Source organism: Aliarcobacter butzleri, from assembly GCF_900187115.1.
Lineage (GTDB): Bacteria > Campylobacterota > Campylobacteria > Campylobacterales > Arcobacteraceae > Aliarcobacter > Aliarcobacter butzleri.
The window spans coordinates 1,904,993-1,929,447 of the sequence record NZ_LT906455.1 but is presented as its reverse complement, the minus strand read 5'-3'; the positions used below and the strand labels follow the sequence as shown (position 1 = coordinate 1,929,447).

At 31.4% G+C, this 24,455-nt stretch carries 17 protein-coding genes, 3 tRNA genes and 3 rRNA genes; 15 read left to right on the top strand and 8 right to left on the bottom strand.

Going from position 1 to position 24,455, the window contains the following annotated elements; translation table 11 throughout:
* Positions 1-7 precede the first annotated feature (7 nt).
* From CKV87_RS09630 to bioD, 4 genes are all read right to left on the bottom strand, one after another.
* Positions 8-1,066, bottom strand: coding sequence for a MaoC family dehydratase (locus tag CKV87_RS09630; RefSeq protein WP_012147841.1), 1,059 nt, complete (start codon positions 1,064-1,066; stop codon positions 8-10).
* A gap of 9 nt (positions 1,067-1,075) precedes the next feature.
* Positions 1,076-3,595, bottom strand: a complete 2,520-nt coding sequence (locus CKV87_RS09625) for an aldolase/citrate lyase family protein (protein WP_012147840.1) — start codon at positions 3,593-3,595, stop codon at positions 1,076-1,078.
* Between the two features lie 16 nt (positions 3,596-3,611).
* Positions 3,612-4,742, bottom strand: a complete 1,131-nt coding sequence (locus CKV87_RS09620; RefSeq protein WP_080504848.1) for an HpcH/HpaI aldolase/citrate lyase family protein — start codon at positions 4,740-4,742, stop codon at positions 3,612-3,614.
* A 286-nt stretch (positions 4,743-5,028) separates the two neighbouring features.
* Positions 5,029-5,667 carry a dethiobiotin synthase gene (gene bioD, locus CKV87_RS09615; protein ID WP_012147838.1) on the bottom strand — a complete coding sequence of 213 codons (639 nt, stop codon included), beginning with the start codon at positions 5,665-5,667 and terminating at the stop codon, positions 5,029-5,031.
* 77 nt (positions 5,668-5,744) lie between these two features.
* On the opposite strand from bioD, the gene clpS reads away from it, so the two are divergent.
* From clpS to rrf, 9 genes are all read left to right on the top strand, one after another.
* Positions 5,745-6,044 (top strand): ATP-dependent Clp protease adapter ClpS, encoded by a 300-nt coding sequence (clpS, locus tag CKV87_RS09610; RefSeq protein WP_004511281.1) that lies wholly within the window; start codon positions 5,745-5,747, stop codon positions 6,042-6,044.
* A gap of 1 nt (position 6,045) precedes the next feature.
* Complete coding sequence (gene clpA, locus CKV87_RS09605; RefSeq protein WP_012147837.1) at positions 6,046-8,259, top strand: ATP-dependent Clp protease ATP-binding subunit ClpA; 2,214 nt, start codon at positions 6,046-6,048, stop codon at positions 8,257-8,259.
* Positions 8,260-8,327: 68 nt separating this feature from the next.
* Positions 8,328-8,834, top strand: a complete 507-nt coding sequence (locus CKV87_RS09600; RefSeq protein ID WP_012147836.1) for a c-type cytochrome — start codon at positions 8,328-8,330, stop codon at positions 8,832-8,834.
* Positions 8,835-8,978: 144 nt separating this feature from the next.
* Positions 8,979-9,053: transfer RNA gene (locus CKV87_RS09595), tRNA-Asn, on the top strand.
* A gap of 215 nt (positions 9,054-9,268) precedes the next feature.
* Positions 9,269-10,785: ribosomal RNA gene (locus CKV87_RS09590) — 16S ribosomal RNA — on the top strand.
* A gap of 107 nt (positions 10,786-10,892) precedes the next feature.
* A tRNA-Ile gene (locus tag CKV87_RS09585) sits at positions 10,893-10,969 on the top strand.
* A 54-nt stretch (positions 10,970-11,023) separates the two neighbouring features.
* Positions 11,024-11,099, top strand: a tRNA-Ala gene (locus CKV87_RS09580).
* 386 nt (positions 11,100-11,485) lie between these two features.
* A 23S ribosomal RNA gene (locus CKV87_RS09575) occupies positions 11,486-14,399 on the top strand.
* Positions 14,400-14,550: 151 nt separating this feature from the next.
* Positions 14,551-14,666, top strand: a 5S ribosomal RNA gene (gene rrf / locus CKV87_RS09570).
* Together the 16S, 23S and 5S rRNA genes with 3 tRNA genes alongside form the textbook arrangement of a ribosomal RNA operon.
* Before the next feature lie 509 nt (positions 14,667-15,175).
* Here rrf and CKV87_RS09565 read toward each other — a convergent pair.
* Together CKV87_RS09565 and CKV87_RS09560 are read right to left on the bottom strand one after the other, a co-directional pair.
* Complete coding sequence (locus tag CKV87_RS09565; RefSeq protein ID WP_012147835.1) at positions 15,176-15,682, bottom strand: peptidylprolyl isomerase; 507 nt, start codon at positions 15,680-15,682, stop codon at positions 15,176-15,178.
* A gap of 20 nt (positions 15,683-15,702) precedes the next feature.
* On the bottom strand, positions 15,703-17,565 hold the full coding sequence (locus CKV87_RS09560) for a peptidoglycan D,D-transpeptidase FtsI family protein (protein WP_012147834.1): 1,863 nt from the start codon (positions 17,563-17,565) through the stop codon (positions 15,703-15,705).
* Positions 17,566-17,593: 28 nt separating this feature from the next.
* On the opposite strand from CKV87_RS09560, the gene CKV87_RS09555 reads away from it, so the two are divergent.
* Both CKV87_RS09555 and CKV87_RS09550 read left to right on the top strand, forming a co-directional pair.
* A complete protein-coding gene (locus tag CKV87_RS09555) occupies positions 17,594-18,883 on the top strand; it encodes an FtsW/RodA/SpoVE family cell cycle protein (protein WP_012147833.1) in 1,290 nt (429 codons plus the stop codon).
* On the top strand, positions 18,880-19,902 hold the full coding sequence (locus CKV87_RS09550; RefSeq protein ID WP_012147832.1) for a UDP-N-acetylglucosamine--N-acetylmuramyl-(pentapeptide) pyrophosphoryl-undecaprenol N-acetylglucosamine transferase: 1,023 nt from the start codon (positions 18,880-18,882) through the stop codon (positions 19,900-19,902). The genes CKV87_RS09555 and CKV87_RS09550 overlap by 4 nt, the downstream gene beginning before the upstream one ends.
* On the opposite strand, the gene CKV87_RS09545 is transcribed toward CKV87_RS09550, so the two are convergent.
* Positions 19,891-20,658: an undecaprenyl-diphosphate phosphatase gene (locus CKV87_RS09545; protein WP_041645007.1), complete on the bottom strand. Its 768-nt coding sequence runs from the start codon at positions 20,656-20,658 to the stop codon at positions 19,891-19,893. The two genes, CKV87_RS09550 and CKV87_RS09545, sit on opposite strands and share 12 nt — an antisense overlap.
* The gene (locus CKV87_RS09540) at positions 20,658-21,317 is read right to left on the bottom strand and encodes an MqnA/MqnD/SBP family protein (RefSeq protein ID WP_012147830.1); all 660 of its coding nucleotides are present in this window, start codon (positions 21,315-21,317) and stop codon (positions 20,658-20,660) included. The genes CKV87_RS09545 and CKV87_RS09540 overlap by 1 nt, the downstream gene beginning before the upstream one ends.
* 69 nt (positions 21,318-21,386) lie before the next feature.
* Between CKV87_RS09540 and CKV87_RS09535 the strand changes: the two genes are divergently transcribed.
* From CKV87_RS09535 to glnA, 4 genes are all read left to right on the top strand, one after another.
* Positions 21,387-21,608, top strand: coding sequence for a MoaD/ThiS family protein (locus CKV87_RS09535; protein WP_012147829.1), 222 nt, complete (start codon positions 21,387-21,389; stop codon positions 21,606-21,608).
* A gap of 2 nt (positions 21,609-21,610) precedes the next feature.
* A complete protein-coding gene (locus CKV87_RS09530; RefSeq protein ID WP_012147828.1) occupies positions 21,611-22,048 on the top strand; it encodes a molybdopterin synthase catalytic subunit in 438 nt (145 codons plus the stop codon).
* Complete coding sequence (locus tag CKV87_RS09525; RefSeq protein WP_012147827.1) at positions 22,045-22,836, top strand: histidinol-phosphatase; 792 nt, start codon at positions 22,045-22,047, stop codon at positions 22,834-22,836. The genes CKV87_RS09530 and CKV87_RS09525 overlap by 4 nt, the downstream gene beginning before the upstream one ends.
* A 97-nt stretch (positions 22,837-22,933) precedes the next feature.
* Positions 22,934-24,361, top strand: coding sequence for a type I glutamate--ammonia ligase (gene glnA, locus CKV87_RS09520; protein WP_004511269.1), 1,428 nt, complete (start codon positions 22,934-22,936; stop codon positions 24,359-24,361).
* Positions 24,362-24,455 lie beyond the last annotated feature (94 nt).

Sequence of the window (24,455 nt, the reverse complement as noted above, 5' to 3'; positions counted from 1 at the left end):
ATTTGTTTTATTTTTTTTCAGTAACTTTTTTTGGGATTACAATAGTGTAATCTAAATCTAAAACAACATTTGGTAAATATTTACCATCTTCATTTTTTGGAGTTGGAGTCTCTTTTGGAGTTTGATTTTTTAATCCAATAGTTCTAACTCTTAATAATCCAATATCTTCTCTATTTACTTCAATTTTTTCTAAAATTTCAGTATATGCATAAATAGTATCACCAGCATACGTAGGATTAGCATGAGCTCCACTATTTATAGCACATACCCATTGTGCATTTTGCAAACCATTAAATGAAATAGCTCTTGCCATTGAAATAATGATTCCACCATACATTAGTCTTTGACCCATTGGTGTACTTTTCATCATATGGTCATTGAAATGTACTTTTGCATTGTTTTGGTATAACTTAGTTGCAAGTGTATGATCACTATTATCAACAGTTATTCCTTCAGGATGGTCAAGTCTTTCACCTATTTCATAATCTTCAAAGAAATATTTTCCACCAGTTGAATCTGTATCAACACATTTAATAGTAGGAATATTAATTTGCGAAATTGGTGTTGTTTTTGCAAAAGTTGGAACTTCATTTACTCCACTCAAATTTGTGTGGTCTTTTTTATGAACCATTACCCATCTTTTAAAATCAAGTACAACAGCACCATTTTGATTTACACCAATAGAGTGAACATAAATAACTCCACTTTTACCATTTGAATTCTCTTTTAATCCAATAACAGTCGAAGTCATAGAAACTGTGTCTCCAACATATACAGGATTAGGAAAAGCCATTTCTGCATATCCTAAATTTGCAATTGCATTTAAAGAGATATCTTGTACAGATTTTCCAAATGTTAGGTGAAACATTAAAATATCATCAAGTGGTCTTTTATCATATCCCATTTGCTTTGCCACTAAATCAGAAGAGTGTAGAGCAAATCTAGAACCAGTAAAAGCGATGTATAAAGATACATCTCCTTCACTTATTGTTCTAGGAAGTGGATGAACTATTTTTTGACCAATTGAAAAATCTTCAAAAAAATTACCCATATTTATTTTAGACACTTTCTCTCCTTATTTACCAAATAGATTTTGACCTAAAGCTTTGTATGTTTCATACAATCTAATCATTTTTCTAGCCCATTTGATTTTTGAAGAATCTACTAATTTATCATTATGTAAAATTACTTCTTTTCCTTCTTTAGTTGCTTCTTCATATTTTGCTATCATATCTTCATAATCTTCAACTTCAGATTGTTTTGGAGTAAAAATATCATTTATATACTCTATTTGAACAGGATGAATTAAACATTTTCCATCAAATCCTAAGTTAAATGCATCTTTTGTTGAATCTTCACAAGCAAACTCATCTTTAACATCAAAATGTGGACCATCAATTACAGTTTTTCCATAAGCTTTAGAAGCTAGTGCAATTTGTGATAGGTAGTTGAACATTGCTTTTGAACCTCTTTTTATGTCTATTTGAAGTCTATTTGCAAGTTTGTTTGAACCAACAACAACAACTTCAACTTGAGGACTAGCTGCACAAATTTCATGTATATTTAAAACTGCAAGAGGAGTTTCAATCATAATCATAAGTGTAAGATCAGGATTTACTTCATTTATTAATTCAACTGCCTCTAAAACATCATCTTTTGATTGAATCTTAGAAAATAATAATCCATCCAATTCAATCTCTTTTGCTAAAGCTAAATCTTTTTTTAAATCTTCACTTCCAAGATTATTTATTCTTAAAACTCTTTCACTTTCACCAAATTTTGAACCTTGTTCTTTATAAACTTCTTTTATTGTTTGTCTAGCAACTTCTCTTTGTTCTTGTAAAATTGCTTCTAGGTCAAAAATTACTGTATCAGCTAGAACAGTTTTTGCTTTTTCTACATTATGTTTATTATATGAAGGAATAAGTAACATAGATCTTCTTGCTTTATATTCAACTATTTCTTGCCCAGTGATTTTTGCTTTTTCTAAATCATTTAAATTTTTAACTAGTTGTTTTCTTAGAACCTTACCATTTTTAGTTCTTGGATAATCTTTCATAGTAAAGATTCTTTTTGGTGCTTTATATTTTGCTAAATTTGCTTGAGAGAATGCTAAAATCTCTTCTTCTTGCTCTTTTGTTAATTCAGTATGACCAACAACAGCAATAGCAACTAAAGTTTTCTCTTTTTCAATATCAAGTCCAAAAGCAACACAATCAGCAACTAATGGGTGAGTTTTTACAACTCTTTCAATTTCATGTGGACTTACTCTAAATCCAAATGTGTTGATAATATCATCTTTTCTTCCAATAAACCAGATATATCCATCTTTATCTTTTCTAGCATAATCACCTGTAAAGAAATATCCATCGTGTCTTGATTTTGCAGTTTCTTCTTCTAATTGCCAATATTCTAAGAATAATCCTGGATCATCTTCTCCAATACAAATCATTCCTTCTTCTTCTAATCCAACTTCTTCTAAAGTTTCTGGATTTATAAGTTTTACAATATGTCCTGGTTGTGGGAAACCTGCACTTCCTGGACGAATAGGATTATATTTTGAGTGAGAAATATAATAAGAACATTCACTCATTCCAATTGCTTCATAAATATCTTGTTTAAATCTTTCTCTCCAAAGTCCTAACATCTCATCTGATAAATGCTCACCTGCACTCATACAATATCTTAATGATGGGCAATCATCAAGTGTAAAGTCTGTTTTTTGGATGATTTGTCTATAAATTGTTGGAACTCCAATGAAAATTGTACATTGGTGTTTTTTAATTAAATCAATCCAAGTTGAAGCATCATTAGCTCCTTCGTATGCAATAACTGTATGACCATTATACAATGGGTCCATAAGTGCAGAACCTAAAACATATGTCCAGTTAAATTTCCCAGAGTGCATGATTCTATCGTTTTCTTTAAAATCGAACCAATAATCAGTTGCTGGTTTTCTACCAACTAATGATCTATGTGAATGTAAAACACCTTTTGGATAACCAGTTGTTCCTGATGTATATACTAAATAAGCAGGTTCTCCTGATTTTGAGTTATAGTGATTTGGTGTTGAATCGATTGTTTTAAAAATTTGATTTAAAGCGTAAACATTTATATCTTTTGGCTTTTTTAAATTTTCAACACTATCAATTCCTGCAACAACAATAGTTTTTAAGTTATCTAAGTTTTCTAAATATGGAACTAAGTTTTCATACATAGTTGAACTTAATACAATAGCTCTTGCTTGAGAATCTTCAGCTAAATATTTAACTTCGCTACCACTTAAGAGTGTTGAAGTAGGTACTGCAATAATTCCAGCTTTCATTGTTCCAAAAAATGAAATAGGGTATGCTAAAGAGTTTTTTAAACATACTAATACTCTATCTCTTGGCTCTAATCCAATTCCTGTAAAGAAGTTTGCAACTTGGTCAGATTTTTTTGCTAATTCTTTATAAGTTATTTCATCAGTTCCAAGTTTATCATCTTCGATGATCATAGCAATATTATTTTCTTTTGTTGTTCCAATATGTGAAGATGTACAAGCGACACCAATATTTAAAAATTCTGGTACTTCTAATTTAACTAATTGACTCATTTTAATCTCCTAAATTTTACAGTTGACCATATGGCCAGTTTTCTTTAAACGTATGAATTGGCATTTTATTTAAAACAGATAACGCAAATAGTTCATCTTCTTTTGTTAAACTATTTAATGCATATGCTCTTAAGATATTTTGTAAAGATTTTCCAAACATTGGTGGATCTAACATTTCACCTTCATATCTAATAGCACCACTTAAAAGTGCATCAGCTTCAATAGCCGCTTTTAAAATAGAAACATCTTTTGCAATCTCATTTGGAGATGGAGTAAATGCAACCTTACAAATATTGATATGGTTTGGAGTAATAACTTGTTTTCCAGTTAATCCCATAGCATTTTCTCTAATAGCATGAGCATAAACATGTCTACTTGCTTCATCACCATGTAAATCTAACCATCTTCTTATATCTTTTTTCTCTACACATGAATCAGGTAATGAATGTGGTGTAAGCATAACTTCAACTCCACCAATAACTCCTTTTCCTTTTATTCTTGCTTCTAATGTAAGAATATTAAAGAATGTTTGTAGTTCATCAATCCATCCTTTTGGAGTGATTTTATAAGCCATTGCTTTTGAAAAATCGTGAATACCAAAAACAATATGTTTAACAGTTGAATATTCCATCAATCTATCAGCAATTTGAAGTGATTTTGGATGTTCAATAATTGGTTGAATTGTTAATTTACTTCCAATTGAAACTAACCAAGATGATAAATCTCTGATTTCAGCACTTCCATAAATTTCTCCAGCTTTTGCTAAAACAATAACATCAATATATTGGTGAATTTGTTTTAACATTTTTAAATCTTCTTCATACTCTTCAGTTCTAAAAGGATTTATTCTTACAGCTATTTGAAAGTTTCTTTCAGGGAATTTTGGTAATTCTTGAATTAATAACTCTCTACTCATGGCTTTTTGTCTACAACCATCCTCTAAGTCAAATAAAACTGTATGAGCTTTTGTTTTATAAGCATGTTTTTGAAGTCTTAATTTTGCTTGTTCCATACTTTCATATGTTCCATCAAGTGGATTAAACTTAATTGGCGGATAGTAAATTTGAATACCAGGCCAATAACCACCTAATACTGGTGTCAAATCATCGTTTGCCGTTAATTTAGATAAATCTATCGTAGAAGTCATCATATATCACCTTTCATAATTTTTGCTATATTTGTTTTATATACAAAATAGATTATACATAAAACTAATAGAGAATTTATACACAAATTAAAATGAATTATTTTTATGGCTTTTAAAATAGCAAATAAATTTAAGCTTAAAATAATAATAGCCTTTGAAAGACCTAAAATAAGGGAATTAAAACTTAAATGGAAGTCAAAAAAGTCTAAAAATATAATAAAACTTTTTCAGACTTTTTTAGGAAAAGAGTTAAAATATATAAAAATTTGAAAAAAAATCAAAAAATTTATAAATCTTGTAAAAAATTTAAGTTACCAAAGTACTCAATTAAAAATGGTTTTGATACTTTTTCAAAACTATCTTCATCTTTATATAAATTTATAAAAAATTCAAAATCTATATTTCTATTTTTTAAAGCTTCTATTGAAAGTAGTGTATCATTTATACAACCAAGTTTTGATGGAGTTATTAAAAAAGCAAGACTATCAAAAATATTTATCAAATCTATCATAAAAATATCTTTTTTAAGTGGAACCATAAGTCCTCCAGCTCCTTCTATTATTAAAATATCGCAAAAAGATTGTAGATATTTTTTTTTCTCTTTTAAAAATTCTATATCAATATTTGTATTTTGACTTGCGATATAAGGAGCTGCTGGAAGTTCAAATTGGTAAGGAACAACATCATTTATAGAAAGTTTTTCAAAATTTGGGTTTAATTTTTTTACTAATTCAAACATTTTTGTACCATCAAGAGGTTTATTATTTATAACTCCTGTTTCACAAGGTTTGAAATAACCAACTTTTAAACCATTTTTTGCAAAATAGTTTAATAACTTTTCGCAAGCATAAGTTTTTCCCACATCTGTATTTGTAGCGCTGACAAATATTGATTTATTTTTATAATAAGTGATGTCATTTTTCATAATAATCTCTTTTTTGTTATAATAGGACGTTTTTTAAAAAAGTGATTTTATCATAGTAAAAATAATAAGGGTTTGATGTGAGTAATGAAATAGAAGTAGAATTAAATGATGAACTAGATTTACAAGAGCCAAAAAAATATAATGTATTTCTTTTAAATGATGATTATTCAACTATGGATTTTGTAATAGATGTTTTAGTAAAGATATTTAGAAAATCAACACAAGATGCTACAGAAATAATGTTAAATATACATAATAACGGAAAAGGATTATGTGGAATTTATACTCATGAAATAGCTTTAACAAAAGTTATGCAAGTAAAAACAATGGCTAGAGAAAAAGGCTTTCCTTTAAAAGCTGTTATGGAAGAAGAATAAAATGATAAGCAAAGAATTAAGACATATTTTTGCACAAGCTGTAAGTTATGCAAAAAGTAGTAAACACGAATATTTAACAGTAGAACATGTTTTTTTGATGTTGATTAATGATCAAACAATTGAAAATCTTTTTATAGATTTAGGTGTTGATACAAATATTTTATTTAATGAATTAAAAAGTTATATAGATGAAAATACTCCTTTGCTTCCAAATGATGCAAATGATGAACCAATAGAAACAGTATCTTTATCTTCAACGATAGATTATATGGTTTCTCACACTCAAAGTAGTGGAAAAACAAATGCAAATGTTGAAGATATGTTTGTAGCTATTTTAAAAGATGAGAAGAGTTATTCTACATATTTATTAAAAAAATATGGAATACAAAGAGTTGATATACTTGAAGAGATTTCTCATAAAGATGAAGATGAACAAAAAAATGATGAAAATAGTGAAAATGAAAAAGTTTTAGATAAAAATTCTAGTGAATTAGTTTCAATTGCAAAAAAAGGTGAAATTGATCCTGTAATTGGAAGGGATAGAGAAATTTCAAGAGTAATTGAGATATTAAGTAGAAGAAAGAAAAATAATCCAATACTTGTTGGAGAGCCTGGCGTTGGTAAAACTGCAATAGCTGAAGGTTTAGCTTTACAAATAGCACAAAAAAAAGTTCCAGAATTTTTATTGGATTCTAAAGTTTTTTCACTTGATATGGGTTCTATGATTGCGGGAACAAAGTACAGAGGAGATTTTGAAAAAAAATTAAAGAGTTTATTGAAAGAAGTTTCAAAAATAAAAAATGCAATTTTATTTATAGATGAAATTCATACAATTGTTGGAGCAGGAAGTGTTGGTGGGTCTGCTATGGATGCTTCAAATATTTTAAAACCAATGCTTGCAAATGGAAAATTAAGATGTATTGGTGCAACAACTTTTAGTGAATTTAGAAATGACTTTTCAAAAGATAAGGCACTTAGCAGAAGATTTGCAAAAGTTGATGTTGAAGAACCAAGTATTGAAGATTCTATTTTGATTTTAGAAGGTTTAAAATCAAAATACGAAGAATATCATGGTGTAAAATATTCAAAAAGTGCAATACAAAGTGCTGTAGAACTTAGTAAAAAATATATAACTGATAGATTTTTACCTGATTGTGCTATTGATGTTATTGATGAGGTAGGTGCAGCTAAAAAAATTAGTTTAGCAACAACTTTAAAGACAAAAGCAGAAAGTAATATAACGATAACTTCAAAAGATGTTGAAGAAATAATTTCAAAAATGGCTCATATTCCACCAAAGAGTGCAACAAAAACAGATTTAAGTTTATTAAAAAATTTAGAAAAAAATATGCAAAAAAGAGTTTTTGGACAAGATACTGCAATTTCAACTATTGTACAAGCAATTAAAAGAAATAAGGCTGGATTAGGTTTAGATAAAAAGCCAATAGGAAGTTTTTTATTTACAGGTCCTACTGGAGTTGGAAAAACAGAAGTAGCACGTGAATTATCTTTACAAATGGGAATACATTTTGAAAGATTTGATATGAGTGAATATATGGAAGCTCATACTGTTTCAAGACTTATTGGAGCACCTGCTGGTTATGTTGGATTTGAACAAGGTGGACTTTTAACAGAAGCTATAAGAAAACACCCACATACAGTTTTATTACTTGATGAAATAGAAAAAGCCCATCCTGATTTGATGTCAATTCTTTTACAAGTTATGGATAATGCACAATTAACAGATAACAGTGGTAATAAAGCAGACTTTCAAAATGTTGTTTTAATTATGACTTCAAATTTAGGGGCAACTGAAGCAAATGTTATGGGATTTGCAAAAAATGAAAAACTAAATGAAAATAAAGCAATAAATAAATTTTTTGCTCCAGAATTTAGAAATAGATTAGATGCAGTTGTAACTTTTGAAAGCTTAAATATTGATGTTGTTTCAAAAGTTGTTGGTAAATTTATAGAAGATTTAGAAAAACAACTGGTTGATAAAAAAATCAAAATTGAAATTAGTGTAAAAGCAAAAAAAGAGTTAGCAATATTAGGTTATGACAAAGCAATGGGAGCAAGACCATTAAATAAAGTTATTTCAGATAAAATCAAAAATCCTTTAACTGATGAAATATTATTTGGAAAGCTAAAAAAAGGTGGTATTGTGAAAATTGACTACAATAATGAATTTATTTTCAATTTTAGCAATTTATAACACTATTTTTATACAATTGTTTGGTTATAATTGCGAGATTAATTTAAAAAATATACAAAGGGAAAGAAATGAATAGAATTTTATTGGGTTCAGCTATTGCTGTATTGTTGCTCTCAGGATGTACAGAAGATAAAAAAGAAACTTCTAATCAAACAGTAACAAAAGAGGAAACAACTCAAAAGATAAATGAAACTTCAAATAATACAGTTGTAGAATCAACTAATAAAGTTGTAGATGAAAAGAAAAAAGCTCAAGAAGTAGTAAAAGAAGATACTACTAAAGATAAAAAAAATGAACAAGTTGAAAATAAAGAAGAAATAGCAGTAGTAACTCCTGACGGTGAAACATTATATAAAGTTTGTGCTTCATGTCATGGACAAAAAGCAGAAAAAGAAGCTCTAGGAAAATCACAAGTTATTGCAGGTTGGGATAAAGAAAGAATTATTACTGCTATGAACGGATATAAAGATGGAACTTATGGTGGAATTATGAAAAATATTATGAAACCACAAGTTGAAACAAAAACTGATGAAGAAATAGAAATATTAGCTACATATATCTCTAATATAAAATAACAACATATAAAGGAAAAATCCTTTTATATGTTTAAAACATTAAATTTTCTAATTTAAGTAAAATTTAAACAAAAATCTCTTGACAAAAAGAGAAAAAGGTATTATAATTCCCGTCCAATTTAAGATGATAAGTTAAAAAAAGATTCCGGCATAGCTCAGCGGTAGAGTAGATGACTGTTAATCATTTGGTCCCTGGTTCGAACCCAGGTGCCGGAGCCACTTAAAATTTTAAATATGATCTTTAAAAGAAGAAGTTTAAGAAGAAGTAATCTTTGTAAACTAAATATGTTAATCAAACAAACAAAGAGAAAAAAAACAAGAAGTAAAACTCTTGTCTATTCAAAAAAACATGAGTGATAATTTTGTAATTTAAGTAATTATAAAATATGTCAGTTTCAAAACTACATAAAGATTAAAGAGATTTAATCAAAAAATTTATGGAGAGTTTGATCCTGGCTCAGAGTGAACGCTGGCGGCGTGCTTAACACATGCAAGTCGAACGAGAACGGATTATAGCTTGCTATAATTGTCAGCTAAGTGGCGCACGGGTGAGTAATGTATAGGTAATATGCCTCTTACTAAGGGATAACAATTGGAAACGATTGCTAATACCTTATATTCCTTTTTATCAAAAGATAAAAAGGGAAAGATTTATTGGTAAGAGATTAGCCTGTATTGTATCAGTTAGTTGGTGGGGTAATGGCCTACCAAGACGATGACGCATAACTGGTTTGAGAGGATGATCAGTCACACTGGAACTGAGACACGGTCCAGACTCCTACGGGAGGCAGCAGTGGGGAATATTGCACAATGGACGAAAGTCTGATGCAGCAACGCCGCGTGGAGGATGACACATTTCGGTGCGTAAACTCCTTTTATATAAGAAGATAATGACGGTATTATATGAATAAGCACCGGCTAACTCCGTGCCAGCAGCCGCGGTAATACGGAGGGTGCAAGCGTTACTCGGAATCACTGGGCGTAAAGAGCGTGTAGGCGGATTGATAAGTTTGAAGTGAAATCCTATAGCTTAACTATAGAACTGCTTTGAAAACTGTTAATCTAGAATGTGGGAGAGGTAGATGGAATTTCTGGTGTAGGGGTAAAATCCGTAGAGATCAGAAGGAATACCGATTGCGAAGGCGATCTACTGGAACAATATTGACGCTGAGACGCGAAAGCGTGGGGAGCAAACAGGATTAGATACCCTGGTAGTCCACGCCCTAAACGATGTACACTAGTTGTTGTGAGGCTCGACCTTGCAGTAATGCAGTTAACACATTAAGTGTACCGCCTGGGGAGTACGGTCGCAAGATTAAAACTCAAAGGAATAGACGGGGACCCGCACAAGCGGTGGAGCATGTGGTTTAATTCGACGATACACGAAGAACCTTACCTGGACTTGACATAGTAAGAATGATTTAGAGATAGATTAGTGTCTGCTTGCAGAAACTTGCATACAGGTGCTGCACGGCTGTCGTCAGCTCGTGTCGTGAGATGTTGGGTTAAGTCCCGCAACGAGCGCAACCCTCGTCCTTAGTTGCTAACAGTTCGGCTGAGAACTCTAAGGAGACTGCCTACGCAAGTAGGAGGAAGGTGAGGATGACGTCAAGTCATCATGGCCCTTACGTCCAGGGCTACACACGTGCTACAATGGGGTATACAAAGAGCAGCAATACGGTGACGTGGAGCAAATCTCAAAAATGCCTCCCAGTTCGGATTGTAGTCTGCAACTCGACTACATGAAGTTGGAATCGCTAGTAATCGTAGATCAGCTATGCTACGGTGAATACGTTCCCGGGTCTTGTACTCACCGCCCGTCACACCATGGGAGTTGAACTCATTCGAAGCGGGGATGCTAAAGTAGCTACCTTCCACAGTGGATTCAGCGACTGGGGTGAAGTCGTAACAAGGTAACCGTAGGAGAACCTGCGGTTGGATCACCTCCTTTCAGAGAAATACTTTAAGATTTGTTTCTTAAAGTATGAAAAAAAAAGATTGATTACATATTTAGTTTATAAAGATTATTTAGAACTAATAAGAAATGAATAGGTGAAGGGGCCTATAGCTCAGCTGGCTAGAGCGCTCGACTGATAATCGTGAGGTCTCAGGTTCAAGTCCTGATAGGCCCACCATGAATAATCTTAGAATCGGGTCCTAAAAGAATGAATATTTTTTTGGGTGATTTTGGGGAATTAGCTCAGCTGGGAGAGCGCCTGCTTTGCACGCAGGAGGTCAGCGGTTCGATCCCGCTATTCTCCACCATCTTATTAATAGATAAACTATAGAAGAAGAATAAATTCTAATATAAGTTTTATATAGAGATATATAAGATTTATATTAGAACTTATAAAAAGTAAGTTTCTAATGATATTTAAAAACATAATGTTAAAGTCTTTAATTTTTTCGTAAAGATTAAATAATAGATATAAAGAAGAGATTTTTTATAAATATTAAATAATTAAAACAAAAAAAATTTCATATCTTAAAAATGTTTATTATGAAAATAATAGATATAACATAGATAGAACACAACTAAATTATTAGATATATTGAAAAATGTACTTAATAAGATAGTAGCCAAAGAATATTATCAAACTAAAAGTATTAATTTACTTTTAAAAGGCAAATAACTCTTTCGAGTTATTTATTAATAAGCTATTAAGGGCTAATGGTGGATGCCTAGACTGTAAGAGGCGATGAAAGACGTATTAGGCTGCGATAAGCCTCGGGGAGCTGCCAAAGAGCTTTGATCCGGGGATTTCTGAATGGGGCAACCCAATATAATGAGAATTATATTACCCTACGGGGAGCGAACCTAGTGAAGTGAAACATCTCAGTAGCTAGAGGAAGAGAAATCAAACGAGATTCCCAAAGTAGCGGCGAGCGAAATGGGATTAGGACAAACCCAATGCTTGCATTGGGGGTTGTAGGACCATGATATGAGACTAAAGAGGATAGATGAAATACTTGGAAAAGTGTAGCATAGAAGGTGAAACTCCTGTAATTAAAATTCTCAATAGCTCTAATGGTATCCTGAGTAGGTCGGAACACGTGATATTTTGACTGAAGCCGGGGGGACCACCCTCCAATCCTAAATACTACTTACAGATCGATAGTGAACAAGTACCGTGAGGGAAAGGTGAAAAGTACTCCAGCGAGGAGAGTGAAATAGAACCTGAAACCATTAGCTTACAATCATTCAGAGCCCTATGATTTATCAGGGTGATGGACTGCCTTTTGCATAATGAGCCTGCGAGTTGTGGTATCTGGCAAGGTTAAGTCAAGTACGAAGCCGTAGCGAAAGCGAGTCTTAATAGGGCGAATTAGTCAGATGCTGCAGACCCGAAACGAAGTGATCTATCCATGAGCAGGTTGAAGCTGGTGTAAGAGCCAGTGGAGGACCGAACCCGCAGGCGTTGAAAAGTCTTGGGATGACTTGTGGATAGGGGTGAAAGGCCAATCAAACTTCGTGATAGCTGGTTCTCTCCGAAATATATTTAGGTATAGCCTTGTGTTGTAGCATATGGGGGTAGAGCACTGAATGGGCTAGGGCTGCTTACCGCGGTACCAAACCCTATCAAACTATGAATACTATATGTGGAATCACAGGAGTCAGGCGGTGGGTGATAAAATCAATCGTCGAGAGGGGAACAACCCAGACTAACAGCTAAGGTCCCTAAGTTACATCTAAGTGGAAAACGATGTGGAGTTACTGTGACAACCAGGAGGTTGGCTTAGAAGCAGCCATCCTTTAAAGAAAGCGTAACAGCTCACTGGTCTAGTGATTCTGCGCGGAAAATATAACGGGGCTAAGATGTACACCGAAGCTTTAGATTCAATTTTTAATTGAGTGGTAGGAGAGCGTTCTATTCAGCGTAGAAGATGTACCGGTAAGGAGCGTTGGAGCGGATAGAAGTGAGCATGCAGGCATGAGTAGCGATAATTGAGGTGAGAATCCTCAACGCCGAAAACCCAAGGTTTCCTACGCGATGCTCGTCATCGTAGGGTTAGTCGGGACCTAAGTCGAGTCCGAAAGGGGTAGACGATGGCAAATTGATTAATATTTCAATACCAACATATAAGCGCGATGTGGGGACGCATAGAGTTAATCGAGGTCACTGATGGAATAGTGGCTCGAAGGACGTAGGCTGTTAAGTAGGCAAATCCGCTTAACATTAGGCCGAGATCTTACAGGCTCTTGACACTCTTCGGAGGAGATGGAGAATCGATGATACTGTCGTGCCAAGAAAAGCCACTAAGTTTATTATATGTTGCCCGTACCGTAAACCGACACAGGTGGGTGGGATGAGTATTCTAAGGCGCGTGGAAGAACCCTGGTTAAGGAACTCTGCAAACTAGCACCGTATCTTCGGTATAAGGTGTGCCTACTTTTGTATATGAACTTGCTTCAAAAAGCGAAAGAGGTTGCAACAAAGAGTCCCTCCCGACTGTTTACCAAAAACACAGCACTTTGCTAACACGTAAGTGGATGTATAAGGTGTGACGCCTGCCCGGTGCTCGAAGGTTAACTGATGATGTCAGCGCAAGCGAAGCATTTGATTGAAGCCCGAGTAAACGGCGGCCGTAACTATAACGGTCCTAAGGTAGCGAAATTCCTTGTCGGTTAAATACCGACCTGCATGAATGGCGTAACGAGATGGGAGCTGTCTCAACCAGGGATCCAGTGAAATTGTAGTGGAGGTGAAAATTCCTCCTACCCGCGGAAAGACGGAAAGACCCCGTGCACCTTTACTACAGCTTGACACTGTAGCTTGGATATTCATGTGCAGGATAGGTGGGAGGCTATGATGACTAGACGCCAGTAGAGTCGGAGCCATCCTTGAGATACCACCCTTGAATATTTGAGTTACTAACTGCGTACAATTATCTTGTATCAGGACAATGTCTGGTGGGTAGTTTGACTGGGGCGGTCGCCTCCTAAAAAGTAACGGAGGCTTACAAAGGTTAGTTCAAAGCGGATGGAAATCGCTTGTTGAGTATAATGGCATAAACTAGCTTGACTGTGAGACATACAAGTCGAACAGAGACGAAAGTCGGTCATAGTGATCCGGTGGTTCTGTGTGGAAGGGCCATCGCTCAAAGGATAAAAGGTACGCCGGGGATAACAGGCTGATCTCCCCCAAGAGCTCACATCGACGGGGAGGTTTGGCACCTCGATGTCGGCTCATCGCATCCTGGGGCTGTAGTCGGTCCCAAGGGTATGGCTGTTCGCCATTTAAAGCGGTACGCGAGCTGGGTTCAGAACGTCGTGAGACAGTTCGGTCCCTATCTTCCGTGGGCGTAGGAAAGTTGAAGAGATTTGTCCCTAGTACGAGAGGACCGGGATGAACGTACCACTGGTGTACCAATTGTTCTGCCAAGAGCATCGTTGGGTAGCTACGTACGGATGTGATAAGAGCTGAAAGCATCTAAGCTCGAAGCCAACTCTAAGATTAACTTTCCCTGAAGTTCCCAGCAAGACTAGCTGGTTGATAGGCTGGATGTGTAAGCGTTGTAAGACGTTTAGCTGACCAGTACTAATAGAACGTTTGGCTTATTTTATACATTTCTTTGGTTTACTATCTTATTAAGTATTTTTACTTAATATGTGTTTGAAATTTTTTAGACTTTAACATTATCTTTTATTCACACTTAATCTTCGAGTTAAGTAATAAGATCAATTACTTCTTTATTTGCTTTTATTACTTAACTTGCTGGTGGTACTAGAGAAGAGGAAATACCCAGCTCCATTCCGAACCTGGAAGTCAAGCTCTTCATCGCCGATAATACTGCAGGGTCCCCTTGTGGAAACGTAGGTCATCGCCAGCTCTTTAAGTTTTTTCTCAAAGCCTTTCCTAAGTTAGTACTTCCTTACTACCTTTGGTGAGGCTTTTTTTTAGCACTTCCTTCCTTTATTTACTCTCTTTGTATTTATTCCAAGTAGTATATTGTGTTATGTACTCTTTTTTAGATTTTTTATCCCTTTATGTTTCAGCATATCTTACATTGACACACTATTAAAAATTCCTTCTCTCTACTATCTAGTGCTAAGTTTTATTTTTATTATGCCTTCCTTCCCTTTTATCTTTTTAAGCATATTTTATTTCATTATTTCTTGTTTTTTATATATTATTTGATTTTTCAACTGTGTAGTTCTATTTAGAGTTATTTTTATTAATCATTATTGCTTCTTTTATATACGTTAATCCTCTACGTTTTAATTCTTCAATATAACAGATTAAACAAAAGAAATACAACTCTCCTAATTTTATAGGCATAAAAAAAGCCAAGCTTTTATAGCTTGGCTCTCTCTTCTTTTGGAATTAACAAATATGAGATTATTTACTTTCTAAAATCTCAATTGAAACTATTTTATCACCTTGTGTGATAGTATCTAAAGTTTTAAAACTATCTTTGTCTGTTACTTCAATTCCACCAAAAACAGTATGATGTCTATCTAGGTGTGGACAAGGAACAAAACAAATGAAAAATTGGCTTCCACCAGTATTTCTTCCTGCATGAGCCATAGATAAACTACCTCTATTGTGAACTTGTTTTGGAGCATCAATTTCACATTTAATAGCCCAGTCTGGACCACCCATACCTGTTCCATCTGGACAACCACCTTGTGCCATAAATCCTGGAATTACTCTATGAAAATTTAAACCATTATAAAATCCATCATTTGCAAGTGTTGCAAAATTCGCAACTGTATTTGGAGTTTCTTCATTAAAAAGTTTTATCCAAATTATTCCTTTATCAGTTGTTATCTTTGCATAAGCAAATTTTGCTAATTCTTCTTTTGAATAGTTATATTCTTTTAATTCTTGTCTAGATCTAAACATAATAAATATTTTTCCTTTTCTTAATTTCCCGAAATTATATCAACTTTTGGTGATAAATAGTTTAATTTTATAAGGTTTTGCACAATTTCTTTAAATACTGGTGCTGCTGATTGAGCTGCATAATAGTAATACCAATTTGGTCCAGTAGAAATTGGATTTATTACAGTTACTCCAATTGTATACGAGTTTCCTTTTTCATCATTTACAAAGCCAAAAAAAGATGAAATATATTTTTTTAAATAACCACTTCCTCCTGCAATTTGTGCTGTTCCTGTTTTTCCACCTATTTCTAAACCTGGAATTTTAGCTGATCTTCCTGTTCCTTCATTAACAGTTTTTATTAACATTCTTTTCATTTCATCAGCAGTTTTTTTAGATATTACCTGTTCTAACGGTTTATCATAGGGTGAAGCATATTTATTTTGATCCCCATCTCGACTCAAATAAGATACAATTTTAGGTGTTACCATTGCACCATCATTATTAAATACAGAATATGCTTTTATAAGTTGTATAAAAGTAGCTGTCATACCTTGTCCAAATGATACAGTCGCTTTATAAATATTATCTCTTTTTTCTTTATCTCCTACAGAAAATTGCCAAAGTTTTGGCATAACACCTTTTTTTTCATAAGGTAAATCAATTCCTGTTTTTCTTGTAAAACCAAATTTTTTCATTCCTTCAAAAAATTCAGGTCCTGTTAATCTTTGTGCAATTTGTAGTGTTCCAATATTTGAAGAAAAAATTACTATATCATCTAAACTCAAAGTATGTTTTGAAAATTTATGATCATCTTTAATAAAGAATTTTCCAATAGGGTAAGCGCCTTTTGCCGAGTTAAAATTATATGCAGAAAAAGTTTCATTTGATTTAACTAATCCTTTATCCATAACTAAAGCAATTGATAATGGCTTTACAATTGAACCTGGTTCAAATTGATATTCAACGGCATTTACATTTAAAGAACCTATATCTTCTTGTCTGATTTTTTCAGGATTAAATCTATTAGAAGATGCTAATGATAAAATCTTTCCTGTACGACTTTCCATAATTGTAACCATTATTTCATCAGCACTTAATCGTTTTTTGTGATTATCCAATGTTGTTTCATTGTTTTTTTGAAGTTTTAATGGAATGTTTAGTTTTAAAGCATATCCATCTTCTCTTTTTGTCATTACAGAAGTTCTATTAAAAGATATATATGATAAAACATCTCTATATCCTTGCAAAATACCATCTTTCCCATCATTTAAATATTTATTGTAAGAATTTTCTAAGCCTTTTATTCCATTTACTTTTGTTTTTCCAGCATCTGATTCAAATTTTGAAATATATCCAACAACTGGAGTTAGAGTATCATTATATGAAAAAGTTCTTTTTTCACCACTTTCACTTATAGTAAGGCTTCTTACAATTCTAGAACCATTTACTTGTCTTGCAGTAAAAACATCAAGTTGTCTTAATTTGAAATCTAATTCTTTTAAATTCTTTGCAGATCTTGAATCTATACTATAAGATAAAACTAAATTACCAGGAGTTTTTTCTCCTTCTTCTAGTTTAGTTTTTAAAGTTTTATAATCAATTCCACTATATATAGAAAAAAGAGTTAAAAACAGTTCTTTTTTATCTGGATCAAGGTGTCTTGTATCTATTGATGCTCTATATAATTTTTTAGAAGATGCAATTTTGAAGTTATCTTCACTTATGATATCTCCACGAACTGCTAATTCATTTTTTTCACCTTTTAAAGAAGGTAAATGCCGTTTCTCATTCATTGTTCTAAAAATAGAGAACATTAAAATTAATAAAGCTAAAAAAATTAGAGTAAATAGTATGACGATTTTTTTTGTTTTATTCTTTTTTTCGATTTCGTTTGAAGACATATTTATCCATATTATTGTATAATGAGATATGAATTTTATCAAAAAAAAGATTAAACCTATCGAAAATAACCCAAATTTAAAAGATGCAGATTATGTATTGTTTATATTGGTGTCAGTATTAATTATAATTAGTATAATTTTTTCATATTCTTTGACTATTTACACTGTTGAATTTTTTGGTTATGACCAATATCATTTCTTTTTAAGACAATCTTTAGTTGGAATAGTTTCTATATTTATAATGTGGTTTTTAGCAAAAACTGATCCAGATAGAATTATAGGAAAAATATCATGGATTCTTCTAATAACATTTTCTTTGCTTATGATTGCAATGCCCTTTTTGCCTGGAGCTTTAGTTACTGCTTCTGGTGGTGCAAATAGATGGATTAGGCTTCCTGGAATTTCTTTATCACCTGTTGAATTTTTTAAAATAGGGTTTATTTATTTTTTATCTTGGTCTTTTCATAGAAAAGTTATTCATCAGCCTAAAAAAGGCTTATTAGATGAAGCTTTACTTTTATCTCCATATTTTTTAGTATTTTTTGGAGTTGTATTTATTATTGCTTTTTTACAAAAAGATTTAGGTCAGGTTGTACTTTTAGGAATAATATTAGTTGTACTTTTGATATTTGCGAATAGATCTTTCAAAATATTTTTAGTATTAGGAACTATTGCTTTAGTTGGTTTGGTTGGTTTAATCATTGCTGCACCTCACAGGATAAAAAGAATTCACTCTTGGTGGGCTATGGTTCAAGATGGTATTTTATCAGTGCTTCCAGCTTGGGCTGAAGTTTTGAGAATAGATGATTTACCTGAACCTTATCAAGTTTCTCACTCTTTAAATGCAATTCATAATGGAGGAATTCTTGGGCAAGGTGTTGCTTTAGGAAATTTAAAATTAGGCTTTTTATCAGAAGTACATACTGACTTTGTTTTGGCAGGAATGATTGAAGAAATAGGATTAATAGGACTGATTTTTGTAGTTGGAATACTTTTTTGTGTTGTATGGAGAATCTTTAAAATAAGTAGACGAGTAGAAAATCCAATATACCATCTTTTTAGTTTAGGAATTGCATTGATGATTATAATTGCATTTTTGATTAACTCTTATGGAATTTCTGGAATGATTCCTATTAAAGGTATTGCTGTTCCTTTTTTATCTTATGGTGGTTCTTCTATGCTCGCAATGGCACTTGCAGTTGGTTTAGTATTATCTATAAGTAGATTAGCAAAAGATGAAATTGTAAAAAAGAATATTCCAACTAAAAATGTAAACAATCAAGTAAATATGAATATCAATAAGGTAAAGGTTAGATGAAAGAAACAGTTGTTATAACAGGTGGTGGTACAGGTGGACATCTTAAAGTTGCAGATGCTTTTATAGAAGAATTTTATAGAAGAGATATTGATATAATATTTATAGGTTCATCAAATGGACAAGATAAAGCTTGGTTTGAGAATGATGATAGAATAAAAGAAAAATATTTTTTAGACACTAAAGGAGTTGTAAATAAAAGAGGTTTAAATAAAGTTTTTTCTTTATTTAATATTTTATCAAAAACTTTTTTTTGTTTAAAAATCTATAAAAAATATAATGTAAAAAGAGTTATTTCTGTTGGTGGTTTTTCTGCTGCTGCTGCATCTTTTGCTACTGTATTAAAAAAAGGTTGCAAATTTTATATACATGAACAAAATTCTAAAATGGGCAAACTTAATCAAATTACATCACGATTTGCAACTGAAGTTTTCTCTTCATTTGATAAAAATTCTTCTATAAAAGATTATCCTGTTTCAAAAATATTTTTTGATTTGTCAAGAATTAGACAAGAAGTAAAAACAGTTGCTTTCTTTGGAGGTTCTCAAGGAGCTATTTGTATAAATGATTTTGCTTTAAAAGTTGCACCAAAATTAAATGATATGAATATAAGAATTATTCATCAAACTGGAAAAAATGATTTTGAAAGAGTAAAAAAAGAGTATGAGAAATTAAATATAAAAGTTGATGTATTTGATTTTTCTAAAGATATACCTTTAAAAATGCAAAATGCAGATTTTGCAGTTAGTAGAGCAGGGGCTTCAACTTTATGGGAATTATGTGCAAATTGTTTACCAACTTTTTTTATACCTTTTAAATATGCTGCTGGTGATCATCAATACTTTAATGCAAAAGCTTTGAAAGATAAAAATTTATGTTTTTTACAAAGAGAAGAAGAACTTGATGAAAAGTATTTTTTTGAGGCAATAAATTCAAATATAAATAAAATGAGCATTGATTTAAAAGATTCTATTAAACCAGATGCTATTTTATTGATTGTAAGTAAAATTTTAGAAGATTAAAAGAATTAAAATTCCAAAAATAATTCTATAAATTCCAAAAGCTACGAATGTAAATCTTTCTAAGAATTTTAGGAATAATTTTATAACAATAAGAGCAACAATAAATGAAACTATAAATCCAATAGCTAAATTTAATAAATTTGCTCCCACTAATAACTCTTCATGATGTTTAACCAAGTCGTAACCTGTTGTTGCACACATAACAGGAACTGCTAAAAGAAAAGAAAATTCTGCACTAGTTTTTCTATTTAATCCAGCCATCATAGCACCAATGATACTAGCTCCTGCTCTTGAAGTTCCAGGAATTAAAGCAAATATTTGCATAACACCTATAAAAATAGCTTGTTTATACGATACATCTTCAACATTTAAAGTATGAGTTTTGTTTTCATCATAAAATTTTTCAATTATTAAAAATACAATACCTCCAATAATAAACATCCAAGCAATTATTTCAATTGAGAATAGATTTTTAATTTGAGATGAAAATAAAAAACCTACTATACCTATTGGTAAAAAAGCAACTACTATTTTTTTCCATAATTCAATATGAGAAAAAGTAAACTTTGATGGATATACAAAAACTAAAGCCATAATTGCAGCAAACTGAATGATAATTTCAAAAGCTTTATTTACATTATTTTGTTCAAGTCCTAAAATCTCACTTAAAACTATTAAATGCCCTGTTGAAGAAATAGGCAGAAACTCTGTGAAACCTTCTATAATTCCTAATAATATGGAATCAAATATCGTCATCATAATCCTTTTTTTTGTGCAAGATTTAAAAAGAGTTTTAAAGCTCTTTTTTCTTTTATTCCTAAATCATAATCGATTTTTTTTAGGTAATTAAGAATATTTTGTTTTGATACACCACTTCTTTTTGAATACTGTTCAAGTATATATTGTGGGATTTTTATATGAGATTTCTTAAATTTCTTTGTCAAATTTTTTAATTGTGTTTCGTGCTTATTGTAGCATAAAACTGCAAATACAAAAGGCAAATTATATTTTTTTTGCCAAGCTTTTGCTAAATCAATTTTTGAGATATTTGGATAATCGTGATAAAACTTTAGTGCTTTATCTCCAATGATAACTTCTCCTTTTAAATCAAGAACTTTCGCTAAAGCATTTGAAGTTTTTGATTGATAATCTTCTTTTTGTTCTCCTGGTACTAATAAAACAGATAATACTTCATCATGTGCAACTATTCCTAAATCTAAGAATTTTTCATTTCGTGATTCAATTGAAGAGATAAATGCACTATGAACTTTTCTAGTTTTAAACTTATTTGTAATTAGAGATGGATAAGATTTTTTATATTCAAGAATTGCTTTTTGTTGATTTGATTTTATATTTTTTTTCATATATATATGAAAAGGTAATAAATTTATAAATTCTATTTTGGCAAATAACATAAAAATAGTCCTTACGGTCTTAAAATCTTTTTGATATAATAATACAAATATAATAAGAGGGCATTAAAAATGGTAAAAATTGAATTTCTTGGACCTATTAATAAAGAAGATATGGATTTAGATATTACTAATTTAAAAGAGTTAAGTCAAATTTTAAAAGATGATAAAGAAGTTTCAACTTGGCTTCAAAATTGTGCAGTTGCTGTTAATGATGAATTGATTTTTTCAAAAGATTTTGAGTTAAAATCAGGAGACAAAATCTCACTATTACCTCCTGTTTGTGGAGGTTGAAAATGCTACAAATATTTGATGGAGATTTGGCTGTTGAGCAAATTACAAATTCTTGGTATGAGAAGTATAAAAATTTAAATTACGGTGCAATAATAACTTTTGTTGGTGTTGTAAGAAATGAAAACAATATTGAAGGATTATCTTTTGATATATATGAACCAATATTAAAATTATGGTTTGATAGTTGGCAAAAAAAAGCAAATGAGAAAAATGCAATAGTATTAATGGCTCATAGTAGAGGTGATGTAAAAAATCATCAAAGTTCATACATTGCTTGTGTTTGTAGCCCAAAAAGAAGAGTTGCTTTAGAATTAATAGATGAATTTGTTGAAGATTTTAAAGCAAAAGCACCAATTTGGAAATATGATATTATAAATGGGCAAAGAGTTTATGCTATTGATAGAAGTACAGCTATTGAAGGTGCAGGAGTTTTAAATTGAGAGTAGATTTACATAATCATACACTTTTATGTAATCATGCAACAGGAACAGTAAATGAGTATATACAAAGAGCAATAGAACTTGGTATTGACGAATATGGATTTGCCTGTCACGCTCCGATGAATTATGATTTAAAATATAGAATGAATATAAATCAAAAGACAATTTACGAAAAATGGATAAATGAAGCCAAAGAGCACTATAAAAATAAAATTAAAATTTTATTAGCTTATGAAGTTGATTATCTTGATGGATATATTTTAGATGAAGTTATAAATTCAAAAGTTGATTATCTAATAGGATCAGTTCATTTTTTAAAAAACAAAAATGATATGTGGGGATTTGATAATCCTGAATTTATTGGGCTTTATCAATCAAAAGATATTGATACAATTTGGAGTGAGTATTTTGCTGCTATAAAAGATATGGCAAAAACGTCTTTATTTGATATAGTTGGACACTTTGACTTAATTAAAGTATTTAAGTTTTTACCAAAAAAAGATATTAGAATCATTGCAAAAGATGCTTTAAGTGAGATTAAAAAATCAAATATGGTTTTAGAAATAAATACTTCAGGGTTTAGAAAACCAATAGGTGAAAGCTATCCGTCTATTCCACTGTTAGAAATGGCCTATGAAATGGGTATAGATATAACATTTAGTTCAGATGCACACAGCGTTGAGCATATTGGATTTAAATATGATGAAGCTACATCTATAGCAAAAAAGATAGGATATACAAAATGTATATCTTTTGAAAATAGAGATAGAAAAATAGTAGAGTTTTAATTTAATATCTAATTGTATAAAAAATATACAGTTGATTTAGTTTATTTTTTCTATTTCTCTGATAGAATACATTTATTAATTTCAAGGAGTTTACCTTATGGGAAAATTTGTAAATAACACAGAAGAGTTTTTTAAATATTGTCAAGAAAATGATGTTAAATTTGTAGATTTTAGATTTACAGATATGAAAGGTACATGGCACCATGTAACTTATAAATTTACTGCAGTTAGTGCTTCTACTTTAGATAATGGAATGCCTTTTGATGGTTCGTCAATTGATGCTTGGCAACCAATTCACAGATCAGATATGGTGTTAAAACCAGATGTTGGTACTGCGTTTTTAGATCCATTTACTGCAGATTCAACAATCATTGTAATTTGTGATGTTTATGATATTTATAAAGGACAAATGTATGAAAAATGTCCTAGATCTATTGCTAAAAAAACTTTAGATTATTTAGCGCAATCAGGTGCTGGTGATGTTGCATATTTTGGACCAGAAAATGAGTTTTTTGTATTTGAAGATGTAAGAATAAAAGATACAATCAATGAATCATATTATAAAGTTGATAGTGAAGATGGTGAATGGAATGATTCAACAGATTACGAAGGTGGAAATGTTGGACATAGACCAAGAGTAAAAGGTGGATATTTCCCTGTAGCTCCAATTGATACAGGAGTTGATTTAAGAGCTGAAATGATGCAAGTTTTAGAGCAAGTTGGTTTAGAAGTTGTTTTAGGACACCACGAAGTTGCTCAAGGACAACACGAAATTGGTATTGTATTTGGAGATTTAATTGAAGCTTCTGATAACGTACAAAAATTAAAATATGTAATTAAAATGGTTGCTCACTTAAATGGTAAATCAGCAACATTTATGCCAAAACCACTTTATGGTGATAATGGAAATGGAATGCACGTACACCAATCAATTTGGAAAGATGGGAAAAACCTATTCTATAAACAAGGTGAGTATGGAAATTTAAGTGATACTGCAAGACATTATATTGGTGGTATTTTTAAACATGCTAGAGCTGTTGCTGCATTTACAAATCCTTCAACAAACTCTTATAAAAGATTAATTCCAGGATTTGAAGCTCCTTCAATTTTAACTTATTCTTCTCAAAACAGAAGTGCTTCTTGTAGAATTCCTTATGGAGCAGGTGAAAAAGCAACAAGAATTGAAATGAGATTCCCAGATTCTACTTCTTGTCCTTATTTAGCATTTGCTGCTATGTTAATGGCTGGATTAGATGGAATTAAAAATAAATATGAGCCTGTTGGACCAATGGATGACGATTTATTTGAATTATCATTAGATGAAATTAGAGAAAGAGATATTCCTCAAATGCCTCATACTTTAAGAGGTTCATTAGAAGCTTTAATTAGAGATAATGATTTCTTAAAACCAGTATTTACACAAGAGATGATTGATACTTATCAACATTATAAATTTGAAACTCAAGTTTGGCCTTATGAAGCAAGACCTACACCATTTGAGTTTAAAACAATGTATTCTTGCTAATATTTAGCTAATAAATATATTTTATAAGGGGAAAGTCAAATGACTTTCCCCTTTTTTTATTGTTATATAATTTAATACAGCATATTAAAGAGTT

Excerpts from the sequence above, each read along its gene's own strand:
- CKV87_RS09560 (WP_012147834.1), bottom strand. The coding sequence starts at position 17,565 with ATGTCTTCAAACGAAATCGAAAAAAAGAATAAAACAAAAAAAATCGTC.
- CKV87_RS09530 (WP_012147828.1), top strand. The coding sequence starts at position 21,611 with ATGCTACAAATATTTGATGGAGATTTGGCTGTTGAGCAAATTACAAAT.
- glnA (WP_004511269.1), top strand. The coding sequence starts at position 22,934 with ATGGGAAAATTTGTAAATAACACAGAAGAGTTTTTTAAATATTGTCAA.
- CKV87_RS09545 (WP_041645007.1), bottom strand. The coding sequence starts at position 20,658 with ATGACGATATTTGATTCCATATTATTAGGAATTATAGAAGGTTTCACA.
- CKV87_RS09535 (WP_012147829.1), top strand. The coding sequence starts at position 21,387 with ATGGTAAAAATTGAATTTCTTGGACCTATTAATAAAGAAGATATGGAT.
- CKV87_RS09620 (WP_080504848.1), bottom strand. The coding sequence starts at position 4,742 with ATGACTTCTACGATAGATTTATCTAAATTAACGGCAAACGATGATTTG.
- CKV87_RS09565 (WP_012147835.1), bottom strand. The coding sequence starts at position 15,682 with ATGTTTAGATCTAGACAAGAATTAAAAGAATATAACTATTCAAAAGAA.
- clpA (WP_012147837.1), top strand. The coding sequence starts at position 6,046 with ATGATAAGCAAAGAATTAAGACATATTTTTGCACAAGCTGTAAGTTAT.
- CKV87_RS09540 (WP_012147830.1), bottom strand. The coding sequence starts at position 21,317 with ATGTTATTTGCCAAAATAGAATTTATAAATTTATTACCTTTTCATATA.
- CKV87_RS09600 (WP_012147836.1), top strand. The coding sequence starts at position 8,328 with ATGAATAGAATTTTATTGGGTTCAGCTATTGCTGTATTGTTGCTCTCA.
- CKV87_RS09625 (WP_012147840.1), bottom strand. The coding sequence starts at position 3,595 with ATGAGTCAATTAGTTAAATTAGAAGTACCAGAATTTTTAAATATTGGT.
- CKV87_RS09550 (WP_012147832.1), top strand. The coding sequence starts at position 18,880 with ATGAAAGAAACAGTTGTTATAACAGGTGGTGGTACAGGTGGACATCTT.
- bioD (WP_012147838.1), bottom strand. The coding sequence starts at position 5,667 with ATGAAAAATGACATCACTTATTATAAAAATAAATCAATATTTGTCAGC.
- CKV87_RS09555 (WP_012147833.1), top strand. The coding sequence starts at position 17,594 with ATGAATTTTATCAAAAAAAAGATTAAACCTATCGAAAATAACCCAAAT.